The organism is Microbacterium sp. NPDC056052 (assembly GCF_042266785.1).
In the GTDB taxonomy this organism is placed as follows: Bacteria; Actinomycetota; Actinomycetes; order Actinomycetales; family Microbacteriaceae; genus Microbacterium.
In genome coordinates this window covers 202,476-217,892 of record NZ_JBHJWV010000006.1, presented here as the reverse complement: position 1 = coordinate 217,892, position 15,417 = coordinate 202,476, and the positions used below count along the sequence as shown (strand labels likewise).

At 70.6% G+C, this 15,417-nt stretch carries 14 protein-coding genes; 9 read left to right on the top strand and 5 right to left on the bottom strand.

Annotation, left to right across the window (positions count from 1 at the left end; all coding sequences use genetic code 11):
* Positions 1-1,404 carry an MFS transporter gene (locus ACFC1J_RS13310; protein WP_375906745.1) on the bottom strand — a complete coding sequence of 468 codons (1,404 nt, stop codon included), beginning with the start codon at positions 1,402-1,404 and terminating at the stop codon, positions 1-3.
* A 308-nt stretch (positions 1,405-1,712) separates the two neighbouring features.
* On the opposite strand from ACFC1J_RS13310, the gene ACFC1J_RS13305 reads away from it, so the two are divergent.
* The 6 genes from ACFC1J_RS13305 (at position 1,713) to ACFC1J_RS13280 (ending at position 7,779) form a co-directional block, all read left to right on the top strand.
* Positions 1,713-2,543, top strand: coding sequence for a MoaF C-terminal domain-containing protein (locus ACFC1J_RS13305; protein ID WP_375906742.1), 831 nt, complete (start codon positions 1,713-1,715; stop codon positions 2,541-2,543).
* 82 nt (positions 2,544-2,625) lie between these two features.
* Positions 2,626-3,015 carry a nuclear transport factor 2 family protein gene (locus tag ACFC1J_RS13300; protein WP_375906739.1) on the top strand — a complete coding sequence of 130 codons (390 nt, stop codon included), beginning with the start codon at positions 2,626-2,628 and terminating at the stop codon, positions 3,013-3,015.
* Positions 3,016-3,119: 104 nt separating this feature from the next.
* Positions 3,120-4,292, top strand: a complete 1,173-nt coding sequence (locus ACFC1J_RS13295) for an ABC transporter substrate-binding protein (protein ID WP_375906736.1) — start codon at positions 3,120-3,122, stop codon at positions 4,290-4,292.
* Between the two features lie 139 nt (positions 4,293-4,431).
* Positions 4,432-5,292: a branched-chain amino acid ABC transporter permease gene (locus tag ACFC1J_RS13290; RefSeq protein WP_375906733.1), complete on the top strand. Its 861-nt coding sequence runs from the start codon at positions 4,432-4,434 to the stop codon at positions 5,290-5,292.
* Positions 5,279-7,090: an ATP-binding cassette domain-containing protein gene (locus ACFC1J_RS13285; RefSeq protein ID WP_375906730.1), complete on the top strand. Its 1,812-nt coding sequence runs from the start codon at positions 5,279-5,281 to the stop codon at positions 7,088-7,090. The genes ACFC1J_RS13290 and ACFC1J_RS13285 overlap by 14 nt, the downstream gene beginning before the upstream one ends.
* On the top strand, positions 7,087-7,779 hold the full coding sequence (locus tag ACFC1J_RS13280; RefSeq protein ID WP_375906727.1) for an ABC transporter ATP-binding protein: 693 nt from the start codon (positions 7,087-7,089) through the stop codon (positions 7,777-7,779). The genes ACFC1J_RS13285 and ACFC1J_RS13280 overlap by 4 nt, the downstream gene beginning before the upstream one ends.
* A 682-nt stretch (positions 7,780-8,461) precedes the next feature.
* On the opposite strand, the gene ACFC1J_RS13275 is transcribed toward ACFC1J_RS13280, so the two are convergent.
* Both ACFC1J_RS13275 and ACFC1J_RS13270 read right to left on the bottom strand, forming a co-directional pair.
* Positions 8,462-9,268 carry an SDR family NAD(P)-dependent oxidoreductase gene (locus ACFC1J_RS13275; RefSeq protein ID WP_375906724.1) on the bottom strand — a complete coding sequence of 269 codons (807 nt, stop codon included), beginning with the start codon at positions 9,266-9,268 and terminating at the stop codon, positions 8,462-8,464.
* 116 nt (positions 9,269-9,384) lie between these two features.
* Positions 9,385-10,131 carry an SDR family NAD(P)-dependent oxidoreductase gene (locus ACFC1J_RS13270; RefSeq protein WP_375906721.1) on the bottom strand — a complete coding sequence of 249 codons (747 nt, stop codon included), beginning with the start codon at positions 10,129-10,131 and terminating at the stop codon, positions 9,385-9,387.
* Between the two features lie 264 nt (positions 10,132-10,395).
* Here ACFC1J_RS13270 and ACFC1J_RS13265 point away from each other — a divergent pair, with 264 nt between their 5' ends.
* The 3 genes from ACFC1J_RS13265 to ACFC1J_RS13255 are packed head-to-tail and all read left to right on the top strand — an operon-like array spanning position 10,396 to position 14,400.
* Entirely contained in the window at positions 10,396-11,841 is a 1,446-nt protein-coding gene (locus ACFC1J_RS13265) for an APC family permease (RefSeq protein ID WP_375906718.1), read from the top strand.
* Positions 11,842-11,882: 41 nt separating this feature from the next.
* Entirely contained in the window at positions 11,883-12,749 is an 867-nt protein-coding gene (locus ACFC1J_RS13260) for a MoaF C-terminal domain-containing protein (protein ID WP_375906715.1), read from the top strand.
* Position 12,750: 1 nt separating this feature from the next.
* On the top strand, positions 12,751-14,400 hold the full coding sequence (locus ACFC1J_RS13255) for an amidohydrolase (protein ID WP_375906713.1): 1,650 nt from the start codon (positions 12,751-12,753) through the stop codon (positions 14,398-14,400).
* Positions 14,401-14,421: 21 nt separating this feature from the next.
* On the opposite strand, the gene ACFC1J_RS13250 is transcribed toward ACFC1J_RS13255, so the two are convergent.
* Both ACFC1J_RS13250 and ACFC1J_RS13245 read right to left on the bottom strand, forming a co-directional pair.
* Complete coding sequence (locus ACFC1J_RS13250; protein WP_375906710.1) at positions 14,422-15,057, bottom strand: hypothetical protein; 636 nt, start codon at positions 15,055-15,057, stop codon at positions 14,422-14,424.
* The gene (locus tag ACFC1J_RS13245) at positions 15,054-15,416 is read right to left on the bottom strand and encodes a PadR family transcriptional regulator (RefSeq protein WP_375906707.1); all 363 of its coding nucleotides are present in this window, start codon (positions 15,414-15,416) and stop codon (positions 15,054-15,056) included. Before ACFC1J_RS13245 ends, ACFC1J_RS13250 begins: the two co-directional genes overlap by 4 nt.
* Position 15,417 lies beyond the last annotated feature (1 nt).

The following is a 15,417-nucleotide window of genomic DNA, read 5'->3' as shown; positions in this document are numbered from 1 at the left end:
TCAGATCCGCACCCCGCGGCGCCGCCCGCGAAGATGCACGGCGACGGTGACGGCCAGCAGCAGCACGTAGGTGCCGACGAACCAGCCGAGGCCCGCCGCGTAGCCTCCGGTGGCGGACTTGGAGAGTCCGAGCGCCTGCGGGATGACGAAGCCGCCGTAAGCGCCGAGCGCGGAGACGAGTCCCAGAGCAGCCGCTGCCGCGCGCTGCGTCGGCACATCGCCGGAGGACGTGTGCCCGTCGCCGGCGCCGGAGCGCAGCGCGAACAGCGTGGGGATCATCCGGTAGGTGGCGCCGTTGCCGGCACCGCTCGCCACGAACAGCAGCAGGAAGAAACCGAGGAAGAAGCCGAAGTCGCCGAGCGGCAGGGTGACGATGACGCCGAGAGCGCCGAGCGCCATGACCGCGAACGCCGCGATCGTGATCGTGCTGCCGCCGAAACGATCGGCCAGGCGACCGCCGAGGGGGCGTGCGAGGGAGCCGACCAGGGCGCCGACGAAGGCGAGGGAGAGCGTGGCGCCGCCGAGCGGGAAGGCGCTGAACGCCGGGAACTGGTCGGCGATGAGCTTCGGGAAGACGCCCGAGAAGCCGATGAAGGATCCGAAGGTGCCGATGTAGAGCAGCGCCATCAGCCACAGCTCGGGATAGCGCAGCGCGGCGAGCGACGCCTTCACGTCGGCCGTGGCGCTCGTGAGGTTGTCCATCCGCAGCCAGGCTCCGATCGCCGCCACCAGGATGAGCGGGATCCAGATCAGACCCGCGAGAGGCAGGCCCAGCGTCGCCCCCGCACCGAGCGTGATCACGATCGGCACGGCGAACTGGGCGACGGCGGCGCCGAGGTTGCCACCCGCAGCGTTCAGGCCCAGCGCCCAGCCCTTCTCGCGCTGCGGATAGAACGAGGTGATGTTGGCCATGGAGCTGGCGAAGTTGCCGCCGCCGAGACCGGCGAGCGCGGCGACGGCGAGCATCACGGGGAACGGCGTGGCCGGGTTCGAGACGCACAGCGCGAGGCCGACGGCCGGGATCAGCAGCAGCAACGCCGAGACGACGGTCCAGTTCCGTCCGCCGAAGCGCGGCACCATGAACGTGTACGGAAAACGCAGCGTCGCCCCGACGAGGCTGGGGATGGAGATCAGCCAGAAGGTCTGCGTCACCGTGAAGGAGAAGCCGGCGCCGGGCAGCGCCACGACGACGATGGACCAGAGCTGCCAGACCACGAACCCCAGGAACTCGGCGAAGATCGACCAGCGCAGGTTCCGGCGGGCGATCGCGGCGCCGCGCTCGCGCCACTGGCCGGGATCCTCCGGATCCCATCCGGAGATCCAGCGCCCCGGCAGGAAGTCCAGCGCGGCGGACCGGGTCGCGGGCGTGCTCGAGGTGGTGGGGTTCGTTGCGGTGCTGGTCATCGCAGGCCTCCTGTGAGTGCGTGTGCGCTCACGCTGTCAGGCCCGTGTTTCCGTCGATCGTGCGCCTGGTGACGGGTGTGTATCGAACTCCTCTCCTTCCCGGTGGCGACGTGTGAGGCGATTCCCCCGTGGCGACAGTGTGAGGCGAAGGGCGCCGGCCGGGGCGTACCCCGCGTCTTGCCCCTGGGGGCACGCCGGTTGACTCTCGGCGCGGGATCGGATCCGGATCGTTGAGGCCGGTGAGGCACGGGAACAGCATGGTTCCACGCCCCGCAGTCCGGCGGGGTCAGGGTCGAAGGAGTCCCAGAGTGTCCGATGATGTGACGATTGCCGATCCGCTCTCCGTGTCCGAGGAGGGCCTGGACGAATGGCGCACCTACGACGAGTTCGCGGCGGGGATCGACACCTATCGCCTGCCGAACATCGACCTGGGCGGGACGTCCCTGACCCTCGCGCTCGACGACGGGCAGAAGCTCGCCCTGGACTTCGGCGCTGCGACGGGCGCGGGAAGCGGGCAGGTGACCTGGTCGGGTCTCGGCGCCTCCGGCACCGACCCCTATGACGCGGTCGCGGTGCGCAACGACGTCGTCTTCGTGAACCTGCCGCTCGCCTCGCGCGAGCGCGAGGCCCTCACCGTCGTGTACTCCACGTCAACCCACCGCGCCACCGTGGTCCGCTCGCGCATCGCCGCCGAGGCCGTCGAGGGTACTCCGCAGGTCGGCCAGGAGTTCTGGGCCGCGACGACCGGCGCGGGCGAGCCCACCGGCGAGACCCCGGGGCCCAGCCGCGACCTCATCGGCAAGCGCAACGTCTACCGGTACAGCCCGCATCACCTGTACGAGCACGTCTACGTCTCCAGCCAGCGCTACGCCTGGCAGTGCCTCGAGGGCGTGCAGCGCGGGCACGGGGACATGGACCTCTCCACGGTGTGGAAGTTCGCGGACGGCCTCTACCTGTTCTGCTTCCGCGAGTTCCGGATCGCGGTCGCGAGCGTCTGGCTGCACGACCTCGGCTACCAGCTGATGACGACCGGGATCTTCCTGGGGCTCAACGGCGAGGGCGCCTCGGAGCACTCCCGCGGCGGCGGCCACATCTATCCGCTCGGCTCGGTCTCCTACCCCGACGCCCAGCCCGTCTGACCTGCGCGGATCGCCGTGAAGACCTCCCGCACGGCGTCCCGCGGCATCCGTCGACCCTGTAACCGCTGAGGAGCACCCTGCTATGACCAATGCCGACATCATCCGAGCCCACTACGACGCCAGCGACCGCGGCGACGTCGACGGCATGCTCGCGCCGCTCCGCGACGACGTGCGCTGGACCGAGGCGGCGGGCTTCCCGTACGCCGGAACGTACGTCGGCCCGGACGCCGTGGCGGAGAACGTGTTCTCCCGCCTCCAGGACGACTGGGACGACTACACGCTCGCCGTGGACGAGGTCGTCGACGGCGGCGACACCGTGATCGGCATCGGCACCTACTCCGGCACTTACAAGCGCACCGGGCGGTTCTTCGCCGCCCGCGTCGCGCACGTGTGGCGGCTCGAGGACGGCCGCGTCGTCGCCTTCGAGCAGTTCACCGACACCGAGATGGTCTCCCGCGCGATCCGCGACTGACCGCCGCACCACGTACCACCGCACACCACGGCACACATCGCACCACAGCACCGACCAGCACCACACCGCGGGGTCCGTCCCGCACCCGAGAAGACAGGAATCACATGAACAAGCGCATCACCGCCGCAGCAGCGCTGCTCGCCGCGGGAATGCTGGCCCTGGCCGGCTGTTCCGGCGACGGCGGCTCAGGATCCGGCTCCTCCGACCCGATCGTCGTCGGATCCGTCAACACCATCTCAGGGCCCGCGACCTTCCCCGAGGCGTCTCAGGCCGCCAAGGCCGTCTTCGACAAGTTCAACGCCGACGGCGGCCTGAACGGCCGCACCATCGACTACAAGGCGCTCGACGACAAGGGCGATCCCGCCACCGCGACCGCGAACGCCCGGGAGATCGTCGGATCCGACAACGCCGTCGCGATGGTCGGATCCGCGAGCCTCATCGAGTGCGATCTGAACAAGAAGTACTACGAGCAGGAGGGGATCCTCTCGATCCCGGGCATCGGCGTCGACACGGGCTGCTTCGACAGCAAGAACATCTCGCCGGCCAACGTCGGCCCGTACAACGACATGACGCTGACCCTGCTGTACGGCTCGGAGCAGCTCAAGCTCGACAACATCTGCGTGCTGCTCGAGATCGCCGGATCCACCCGTCCCACCTACCAGGCCGCGATCGACAGCTGGACCAAGATCACCGGCAAGAAGCCCCTCTACGTCGACGACACCGTGCCGTACGGGGCGAGCGACTACACGCCCTACATCGTCAAGGCCAAGCAGGCCGGCTGCAAGGCCCTGGCGATCAACCCGGTCGAGCCGGACGCGATCGGCCAGGTCAAGGCCGCCAACGCGCAGGGCTGGGACGACGTCACCTGGCTGTACCTGACGAGCGTCTACAGCGAGAACTTCGCCAAGGCGGTCGACAACGCCGGCGCCGGCATCTACGTCCCGGCCGAGTTCTACCCGTTCACCGAGGAGAACGACGTGAACAAGGACTGGCGGGACCTGATGACGAAGAACAACATCCCGCTGACCTCGTTCAGCCAGGGGGGCTACCTCGCGGCGACGCACTTCCTCACCGTGCTGAAGGAGATGAAGGGCGACATCACCCGCGAGACCGTCACCGAGGCGCTGAAGAACATGAAGCCGATCGACAACAAGATGATCGGCACGCCGTTCACCTTCGGCGTGCACAACACCGCCGGCTGGCCGATCGAGCTCAAGAGCGGCACCCACAAGTGGGAGAAGGTCTCGGACGACTGGTTCCGCATTCCCACCAAGTGATCGCTCCTTCCGGATATTGAGCGCCCTTCGTCTCGTCGCTGCGCTCCTCGCTCAGGGACCGGTTCACATCGGTCCCTGAGCGAGCGGAGCGAGACGAAGGGCGCTCGACGACCGGAACGAACGGGAAGGAAGAAGCACCATGCTCGAAGGAGCCCTGGCGGGACTCGCGGCCGGCGGTCTGTACGCCGTTCTCGGGGTCTGCCTCACCCTCATGGCCCGGCTGGTCCGGGTCGTCAACTTCGCCCAGGCGGCGACCGGCATGTTCGGCGGTTTCTGCGCCGTGTGGCTCGTCACCAAGGCGGGCATGCCGGTGTGGATCGGATCCGTTCTCGGCGTCCTGATCGGCGGCGTGCTGGCCGCCGCGATCGGCTGGATCGCCGCGACCTGGCTGTCCGAGGCGTCCACGACCACGCGCTCCGCCATGACGGTCGGGCCGCTGCTCCTGCTGATCTCGCTCTCGTTCATCCTGTTCGGCAACAAGCCGCAGCCGTTCACGCCGATCATCGCCGGGCCCGCCTTCTCGGTCGGCGGCGTGGTGATCAGCCAGGTCACGGTGTGGACCGTGAGCATGGCCGTCGTCGTCGCGGTCGGGGTGCACGTCCTGCTCACCCGCACCCGGATCGGCACTCAGCTGCGCGCGCTCTCGGAGCGACCGACCACGGCCGAGCTGCTCGGCATCCGCTCCCGTCCGCTCTCGATCGCGGTCTGGTTCGTGACCGGCGTGATCAGCGCGATCGCGATCGTGATCGTCGCACCCTCGCAGTCCAACGACGCGACCAGCCTGTCGATGCTCATCATCCCCGCCGCCGCAGCCGCGCTGCTCGGCGGCTTCAAGCGCCTCGGCCTCACGGTCGTCGGCGGCCTCGTGCTGGGTGTGCTGGGCGGACTCGTCGCGCAGATCAACGAGATCTCCCTCGTCCGCAATTTCCTCCCGTTCCTGTTCATCGTGGTCCTGCTGCTGTGGACCCAGCGCAAGGAGGTGTGGGATGCCGCACGCTGAGCCTCTCGCCCCCGCCCGTCCGTCCGTCCCGTTCCTGCAGAAGCCCGTCGTCCGCACCGTCTGGCCGTTCGCCGTCGGAGCCCTCGCGATCCTCGTCGGCTTCCTGCTCTCGAACGCCCTGCCCGGCTACTTCGTCTACCTCGCGATCAGCGCGGTCATCGCCGCGATCGCGATCATGGGCCTCGGCGTCGTGACCGGATCCGCCGGCATGATCGCCCTGTGCCAGCTCACCTTCGCAGCGATCGGCGCCTGGATCGTGGCGCTCATGAACATCTGGCACGCGCCAGGCGGCTTCATCGTGTGGCTCGTGCTCGGCGCACTCGTCGCCGGCGTCGCCGGAATTCTCGTGGGTCTGCCCGCCCTGCGCCTGCGCGGCGTGAACCTCGCCGTGGTCACCCTGGGCTTCGCCGCCGCGGCGGACGTCACGCTCGTGCAGATCCAGTTCCCGGGATCCGCGGACGCCATCTCGATCGACCGCCCCGTGATGTTCTCGAACGACAAGAAGTTCTTCTTCCTCTCGATCATCGTGCTCGTCGTGTGCGCGCTGATCGTGTTCTTCCTGCAGCGCAGCCGCTGGGGCGCGAGCTGGAAGGCCGTCGCGTTCTCGGAGCGCGGCACGGCCGCGGCGGGCCAGAGCGTGCAGGTCGCCAAGCTCACCGCCTTCGCGGTCTCGGCGGCGCTCGGCGGCGCGGCCGGGGGCCTGCTGGCCGGCCAGGTGCAGCTGCCGTTCGCGGCGAGCTTCACGCCCCTGCAGTCGCTCGCGCTGTACGTGCTGGCGATCATGAGCGGCGCGCACCTCATCGACATGGCGGTGTTCGGCGGCATCCTCTGGGTGCTCGTGCCCGAGCTGCTCAAGCGCTGGCACATCCCGCAGGACTGGGGGTTCGTGATCTTCGGCGTCCTGGGCGTGCAGGCGCTCACGAGCGGCACGAGCCTCGGCCAGGGGATCCGCAACCTCCTCTGGAAACGGCAGGACCGCCGGACCGCGAACGCCGCCCTCACCGCGCTTCCGCCCGACGCCTCGGTCGACGCCGAGGAGGTGCGCACGATCACCACGGCCACGATGGATCCGGCCCTCCTGACCGGCGAGCCGGTGCTGACCGTGGAGCACCTGACCGTCGAGTTCGGCGCACTGAAGGCGCTCGACGACGTGTCGTTCTCCGTGCCGGAGGCGTCGATCATGGGCCTCATCGGACCGAACGGCGCGGGCAAGTCGACCTTCGTCGACGCGATCAGCGGCTTCCTGCCTAAGCACGGCGGCCGGGTGCTGCTGGGCGGCCGCGACCTCGCGGACCTCTCCCCCACGCGCCGCGCCCGGCTGGGCCTGCGCCGCACGTTCCAGCAGGACAGGGTGCCACCGCTGCTCACGGTGGGCGGGTACGTGCGCTTCGTCGCCCGGCGCCGGCTGTCGGCGGCGGACATCGAGGAGACGCTCGCGTTCTTCGGCTGCCCGCCCGCGCGAGCGCGGCTGTCGAGCGTCGACGTCGGCACCCGGCGCCTGGTCGAGGTGGCTGCCGCCGTGCTGGCGGGGCCGCGCCTGCTGATCCTCGACGAGCCCGCCGCCGGGCTCTCGCACGACGAGCACCTGGCCCTCGCCGCGCGGCTCCGCGAGCTGCCGCAGCGCTACGGCGTGGCGCTCATCATCATCGAGCACGACCTGGATCTGGTCCGCTCGGTGTGCCCGATGCTCACCGTGCTGAACTTCGGGCAGGTGCTCGCCACCGGCCCGCAGGACGAGGTGCTCGCGAACCCCGACGTCGTCAAGGCCTACATGGGAGAGACGGAGCTGCTGTCATGAGCGAACTGGTGCTGGACGGCGTCACCGTCAGCCGCGGCGCGGGGCCGGTGATCTCCGACGTGTCGCTCACCGTGCGCGGCGGCGAGGTGCTCGCCCTGGTCGGCCCCAACGGCGCGGGCAAGACCAGTCTCATCGAGTCGATCTCGGGCGTCGTCGGCCATTCCGCCGGCACGCTCTCGCTCGACGGGGAGCGCATCGACCGGCTCTCCCGGGTGTCGCGCGCCCGCAAGGGCATCGTGCACATCGAGCAGGGCAGGGCCGTGTTCCCGTCGCTCACGGTGCGCGAGAACCTCTCGCTCACCGCGCGCACGCCCGCCGAGCTCGAGGCGGCGCTCGCGCCGTTCCCGGAGCTGGAGAAGCGCATCGACTCCGCCACCGCCCTGCTGTCCGGCGGCGAGCAGCAGATGGTGGTGCTCGCGCGCGCGTTCGCCGCGAAGCCCAAGATCCTGCTCATCGACGAGATGTCGCTCGGTCTCGCGCCCGTCGTGTTCATGCGGCTCGTGCCGATCGTGCAGTCGATCGCAGAGTCGGGCGTGGGGGTGCTGCTCGTGGAGCAGTTCACCCAGCTCGCCCTCGGCATCGCCCGCGAGGCCGTGGTCGTCGCGGGCGGGCGGGTGTCGTTCCAGGGCACCGCGGAGGATCTGCATGCGGATCCGCAGCTCCTCCACCGCGCCTACCTCGGCGGCTAGCCCCCTCCCCGTTCCCTCCCACTTCCGAGTCGTCCCTGTCAGCGCACGCCATAGGGTGCGCTGACAGGGACGACTCGGGTTTTGGGGAGCGCTCCGTGGGGGCCGGACTCGTGGGGGGCGAGTGCGCGCCGCTTATCGCCGTCGCAAAGTGCACCGACCCGTCCAAGAGCACCGGGCGTGTCCAAGAGCACAAGGGGGGTGTCCAGAGCGCAGGGGTGCCCAGAGCGCAGGGCGCTGCCGAAGGCACTGTGTCTTGTCGAGTCGAGTGCACCGGGTCGTCGCCGAGTGCACCGGCTATTGACCGGTCACCTGCGCCGGGTGCTGCGAGCGCACGGGGTATTGACGAGCGCACGGGGTGGTGACGAGCGCACGGGGTAGTGACGCGGCGATGCCATGCGCTCGGCCGGAAGCCGTGAACTCGGCAAGGAGCGCCCGCCCCCATTTCCGAGTCGTCCCTGTCAGCGCACGCCATAGGGTGCGCTGACAGGGACGACTCGGAGGTGGAGCGGCGTGGAGCGACGCGACGGGGAGCGAAGCGAAGCAACGCAACGCGACCCAGAGCAAAACGAGGCCGGTTCAAGCGACACGGAACGATGCCGAGCGGCGCGGTCGCGGATGCCCAGGCCCGCGATGCGCGCAGGGGGTCGGAGCGCTGACCGTGGAATGGGGCCGTCGCCGGTGCCTACATCCCGGCGTGCTCGAACGCGGTCGTGGGCAGGTCGACGATGTGCGCTCCGCCGTCGACGACCAGCACGGATCCGGTCATGTACGACGACTCTCCGGATCCCAGGAAGCGCACCACGGCGGCGATCTCGGCGGGCTGCGCCGGGCGGTGCAGCGGCACGTCCGCGGTGACCGTGGCGTACGCCTCCTCACGGGACGCGAGACCGGCGTGCTCGGCGAACTCGTCCATCTCCTCGTCCGCCATCGGCGTCTGCACCCAGCCCGGGCACACCGCGTTCACGCGCACGCCGTGCTTGCCGTAGTCGCGCGCGAGCGTGCGGGTGAGGCCGATGAGCGCGTGCTTGCCGACCGTGTACCCGGCGACCGAGGGGCCCGCGAAGAGTCCGGCGAGCGAGGAGATCACGACGATCTGCCCCTTCGCCTCGATGAGCGCGGGCAGCGCCTCGCGCGCCATCACGAACGCCGTGGTGAGGTTCGCGCGGATCGCGCTCTCCCAGCCGGCGTCGTCGGTCTCGCCCACCGGGGCGAAGCCGTGCCCGCCCGCGTTGGCGACGAGCACGTCGATGCGCCCGAACGTCGAGAGCACTTCGGCGACCGCGCGCTTCGCGTCCTCGGTCGAGGCGGCGTCGGCGATCACGGGATGCGCGCCGACCGCGCGCTCGACCTCGCGCAGCGGCGCCTCACGGCGTCCGACGACGACGACGTGCGCGCCCTCTGCGGCGTACCGGGCGGCGATCGCGGCGCCGATGCCGGTGCCGCCGCCGGTGATGACGACGACGCGTCCGGTGGATCCATTGGTGGTCATGGGGGTCTCCTGTCGTGGAAGGCGGGGAAGTCGAAGCGGGGAAGTCGAAGCGGGGAAGTCGAAGCGGGGAAGGTCAGAGGCGGGGAAGTCGAAGAGGGGAGGTCGGGGAAGGACGCTCAGGCCGGGAAGCCCGAGCGGGCGCCGTAGCCGAAGTCGCTGAGGATCCCGGATCCGTTCACGGCGCGGGCGCGTGGCGAGGCGAGGTAGACGACGTGCGCCGCGATCTCCTCGGCGGTCTGCACCGGGAAGGACGGGGCCGCGAACGCCGCGTCGCCGAGGTCGCCCCGGCTCATCGCGGTGTCCACGATCGAGGGCGACACGGTCGTGACGCGCACGTCGTCGCCCGCGAGGTCCACGCTGAGCGCGCGCCCGAACTGCACGAGCGCGGCCTTGGACGCGCAGTACGGCGCCATGCCGGGAGACGCCACGAACGCGGAGTCGCTCGCGACCAGCACGACCGAGGCCGCCGGCGCCGCGCGCAGCGCCGGCAGCGCGGCCCGCAGCACGAGGAACGCCCCTGTCACGTTCACGGCGAAGACGGCCTGCCAGTCGGCGAGGGAGGTCTCACCGATCCCGGATCCGACCGGGCCCGAGATCCCCGCGCAGCACACGACCGTGTGCAGCCCGCCGAGCGCCATCACGGCATCGGCCACCGCCGCGCCGACCGCGGCCTCGTCCGTGACGTCGGCGACCACCGGGACGGATCCGGGGCAGGACGCGGCGGTCTCCGCGAGCCCCGTGGCGGAGCGATCCAGCAGCGCGACGCGCACGCCCTCGGCCGCGAGCGCCTGCGCGACGGCGCGGCCGATCCCTCCCGCCGCGCCGGTGACCAGGGCGGTTCTGCCCTGCAGCTGCAGCTCCATCGCCGCTCCCTCCGAGTGCGGAGCCTGCCAGGCCGACCGGCTCCGTCCCGCCATCCTGCTCCGCGGACGTTGCGGGATCGAGAGGGTCCGCGACGGGTGTGCACGCTGACACCATCGTCCTTCACTCATGGGCAAGCCCCTGGTACCGCGGAGGGGCAGACTCGGCAGAGTCCGACAACGCCCGTCTTCCCGGCAGCACGACGTCCGCGCTGCCAGGCCCGCCCTGGCCGGAAGAACGCGCCGTCACCGAGCGAAGGAGCCGACGTGACCGCTACACCCGACCAACAGACCCACACCGCGCTGCGACAGGGAGCCCTCGGCGTCGCCGGGATCGTCTTCCTCGTGCTGGCCGCCGTCGCGCCCCTCACCGGAATCGTCGTGGTCGCCTCGCTCGTGATCGCGTTCGGCAACGGCGGCGGCGCCCCGGTGTCGTTCTTCCTGGTGGCGGTGATCCTGCTGCTGTTCGCCGTCGGCTACGCGCAGATGTCGAAGCAGCTCGTCAACGCCGGCGGCTTCTACGCCTTCGTCGTCAAGGGCCTCGGCCGCACCGGCGGGCTCATCGCGGGCCTCATCGCGACGCTCGGCTACAACTTCTTCGTCGTCGGCACGATCGGCACCAGCGGCTTCTTCATGCAGGCGATCATCGCCCAGCTCACCGGCCTCGACATCCACTGGCTGGTGTGGGGTCTGCTCTCGATCGCGGTGTGTTTCGTGCTCGCGCGCGTCGGCGTGGACTTCTCCTCCAAGGTGCTCGGCGTCTGCCTCGTGCTCGAGGTGAGCATGCTGGTCGTCTTCGACATCTCGGTGCTCGTCCGCACGGGCTACAGCTTCGAGGCGTTCAGCCCCGAGGCCGTGTTCTCCGGATCCCTTCCGATCGGCCTGCTGCTCGCGGCGACCGGCTTCCTCGGCTTCGAGGCGACCGCCCTGTTCAGCGAGGAGGCCAAGCAGCCGCTGCGCACCATCCCGCGCGCCACGTACACCGCCATCACCGCGATCGGCGTCATCCTCGGCGTCACCACCTGGGCCGTCGTGAGCGCGATCGGCGTCGCGAAGGCGCAGCAGACCGCGGTCGACCACCTCGCCGACGGCGACCTCATCTTCTCGATCGCGCAGACCTATCTCGGCGGCCCGCTCACCACGGTCATGGAGATCCTGCTGCTCGTGAGCCTCTTCGCCGCGATGCTGGCCTTCCACAACTCCGCGACACGCTACCTGTACGCCCTCGGCCGTGCCCGGATCCTGCCGCACGCCTTCGCCCGCACCCGGGCCGGCGGCGCCCCGCAGATCGCCGGTATCGTGCAGGCCGGGTTCGCCGCGGTCGTCGCGATGATCTTCTTCCTCGCCGGCGCCAACCCGATCACCCAGATCGTGCCCGCGATGCTCGGCTTCGGCACGCTCAGCGTGCTGATCCTGCAGGGGCTCGCCGCGCTGTCCATCGTCGTCTACTTCCGCCGCCGCAACGACGGCCGGTGGTGGAGCACGTTCATCGCCCCCGGCATCGGCTTCCTCGGCATCGCGGCGATCGCGATCCTGGCGATGTTCAACTTCAACATCGTGGCCGGATCCGAGGAGCTCTGGATCAACCTGCTGCCGCTGCTGCTCGTGCTCGCGGTGATCGGCGGGATCTTCTACGCGCAGTACCTGAAGCGCTCGAAGCCCGCCGTGTACGACGGCCTCGCCGCCGACCTGGAGCAGTTCAGCGCGCGCTGACCGTCCGCATCCCCTCCCCGAACCACCCACCAAGGAGCATCATGACCACCATGAACCCCGCCGACACGTCGACCTGGCTTCCGCTGGACGGCCTCGCCCCCGGCTTCGACGCGAACAAGGCGCCGCACACCACGGCCCTGTCCGGCCGTCAGATCGACCTCACCGCGCCCAACGGCACCCGCATCGCGCACCGCTTCGCCGACGACGAGGTCACCTGGACCTACTCCCCCGGCGAGGGCGACCCCACCGCACCGGCCAGCGACACCGACGCCTATGAGGCGTTCGAGGTCGACGAGGATCTGTTCTTCGTGCAGTTCCACCACAGCTACCTGCCGAACGAGGCCGTCTCCCTCGTCGTCGACCTGCGCGCGGGGCGCGTCCTGTCGATCATCAGCGAGATCCTCCCCCCGGGCGAGAAGGGCCGCACGCGCGTGCAGCACCACTTCGGCACCGCGACCATCGACGGCACCGTGCCCTCCGGTGACGAGCCGCACCCCACGACCGCGCTGATCGGCCGCCGCGTGGAGTGGGTCTACAGCACGGAGCACGCGTACGAGCACGTGTACCTGTCCGAGCGCTGGTACAGCTGGCAGTGCCTGGCCGGCCCCGAGCGCGGGCTCGCCGACACCGACGAGAACAGCGTGTGGGAGATCCGCCCCGGCATCTACGTGTTCGCCTGGCGCGAGAAGGTCATCCCCTGCGCCTCGGTCACGATCGCCGACCACCGCGACGTCACGAAGATCCGCTCGCACGGCGTGCTGTTCGGCCTGGACGAGACCGGCGAGGTGCCCACGCACTTCACGTTCGGCGCCTGGGGTCGCCTGATCTCGGTGACGCAACACGCGCCGGAGCTCGAGCCCGCGTACTTCTCCGGCCAAGGCGCCGCGGGCGCGGGAACCGGGGCCTGACATGACGACCGCCCCCGCCGAGCTCATCGTCGTCGCCGACGTCATCCGCACCGTGGATCCCGCCAGCCCGGCCGCGGAGGCGTTCGCCGTCCGCGACGGCCGCATCGCCGCGATCGGCACGCGCGCCGAGGTCGAGGCGCTGCGCGGACGCCGCACGCGGGTTCTCGAGCTCGGCGGGGCCGCGGTCTACCCCGGCTTCGCAGACGTGCACAACCACCACGCGATGGCAGGACGCACGGATCTGTTCGAGCTCGCGCTGCCGTCCTCGCTCACCCTGGACGGGATCCTCGACCGGGTGCGGGAGAAGGCGGCGACGCTGCCCGAGGACGCGTGGATCATCGGCGGCCCGGTCGCGAGCACGATGCTGCCGATGCTCGCGAACACGGCTTCCCGTCGCCTCCTGGACGATGCCGCCGGCGGACGCCCCGTGATGCTCGTCGAGGACTCCCGGCACAACCGCTGGGCGAACTCGCGCGCCCTCGAACTCGCCGGCATCGGGCCGGGCGCGGTTCCCGAAGGCGGCGTCACGATCCTGGACGAGGAGGACGGCTCCCCCACCGGCGTCCTTCTCGAGGCCGCAGGGATCCCCGTGCAGGAGGCCTACGACCGCTCGGGCGGACTGACCTCCGCGCAGCACAGGGCGGCGTCGGCGCACGGCGTGCGTCTCGCGAACACCTACGGCATCACGTCCTTCCAGGATGCGGGCGTCTCCACCGACATCCTCGGCGCCCTCAGGGACCTCGACACGGCCGGCGAGCTCGACGCCTGGGTCGTGTCGTCGCTGCTCATCAACGACGAGATCTTCGGATTCGACCCCATCGGATCGCCGCTCATCGCGCGCGGCGAGGAGTTCCGCACCACGCATCACCGCCCCGACTTCGTGAAGATCTTCCTCGACGGGGTGCCGCCCGCACGCACCGCCTCGTTCCTGGAGCCGTACCTCGCCGACGCCGCGCACGGCGCGCACTTCCACGGCGAGACCATCATGACCTTCGACGAGCTCTATGACTGGCTGCGGCAGGTCGCCGAACGCGGTCTCGGCGCCAAGGTGCACTGCACCGGCGACGGGTCGGCCCGTCTCGTGCTCGACGTCGCGGAGCGCCTGCGCGCCGAGGGTTTCAGGACGCCCATCCAGATCGCGCACGGGCAGTTCCTCGCCGAGGAGGACATCCCCCGCCTCGCCGCGCTCGACGTCGTCGCCGACATCTCGCCGTTCATCTGGTTCCCCGGCGTCATCCCGCAGATGCTCGCCGAGGTGCTCGGCGAGCGCGCAGAGCACTCCCAGCCGAACCGCGCCCTCATCGACGCCGGTGCGCTCGTCGCCGGCGGATCCGACTGGCCGGTGAGCGAGTCCCCGAACCCGCTCGAGGGCATCCAGGGCCTCGTGACCAGGGCGGATCCGCTGCGCCGCATGCCAGGGACGCTCTGGCCCGAGCAGGCGATCACGGCCGAAGAGGCGCTGCAGGTGTTCACCCGCAACGCCGCGGCCGCGATGGGCCTCGCGTCGGAGACCGGATCCCTGGAGGTCGGCAAGTCGGCGGACTTCGTGGTCCTGGACCGCGACGCGATCGGCGGCCCGGCCGACGCCATCATCGACGCGCGCGTGCTGTCGACCTGGTTCGCGGGGCGCGAGGTGTACGCGGCGGGCTGAGGCTGCGGCGGCGGGGGCGACTCAGCGCAGCGGCACGTCGCGGCCGCGCAGGCGCCAGAGCAGCCACAGCGTGCCCGCCGGGATGAGGATCATCAGGACGACCGCCACGTTCGCCAGGTCATAGGCGGTGGGGACCACCGGATTCCTGGGATCGGAGGACGACCAGACCGAGAGCCCGCGCAGCAACCCGCTCAGGAAGAACATCAGCACCCACGCGACGAACGGCAGCAGGATCGCCACCGCCTTCTCCCACCGCCGCCAGAACCGGCTCGAGGTGACCAGTGCCACTCCGATGACCCACCCGCCGATCGGGAACACGAAAGTGCCGAAGCCGAGCACGAGCGCACCCACGATCGCGAACCACTTCGTGTCGACCATCGCCGGCTTGGCCCCGAACGCCGGAAGCGGCGCGGGAGCCACGACGACCACCGGCGGGGGCGGCGCTGATGCGGTCTCCTCCTTCGCGGCCGCGGCGATCCGCGCCGGATCCCCGAGCTGCGCGGTCCGCTCCCGCACCGCCACGGCGTCGAGCCCGTCGAGCTCCTCCGCGATGCCGCTGCGCAGGTCGTTCGCGACGCGCCACGGCAGCTCGGCGATGGCCGCGTCGAGCCGGTTCAGGTAGTCGTCGCGCAGGTTCTGCGCCTCGGTCTCGGTCATGCTTCCCTCTCTCCGGTCACCCGCGCCGGCGGTGGGACGTCGGCGGTCAGATCCGCCACGCTCCGCGCGAACGGCGCCCAGGACGCCCTGAATTGCGCGAGCTGCTGCACGCCGCGCTCCGTGAGTTCGTAATAGCGCCGCACCGGACCCGCCCCTGACGGGCGCTCGAACGTCCGCACCCAGCCGCTCTGCCGCAGCCGTGAGAGCAGTGGATACAGCGTGCCGATGCTGGCGATGAGGCCCTCCGCGATCAGCCGCTCGGACAGTTCCCAGCCGTACATCGGGCCGCGCGCGAGCAGGCCCAGCACGCAGTACTCGACCACGCCCTTGCGCATCTGCGCGCCGACGTCCGGTGTCATG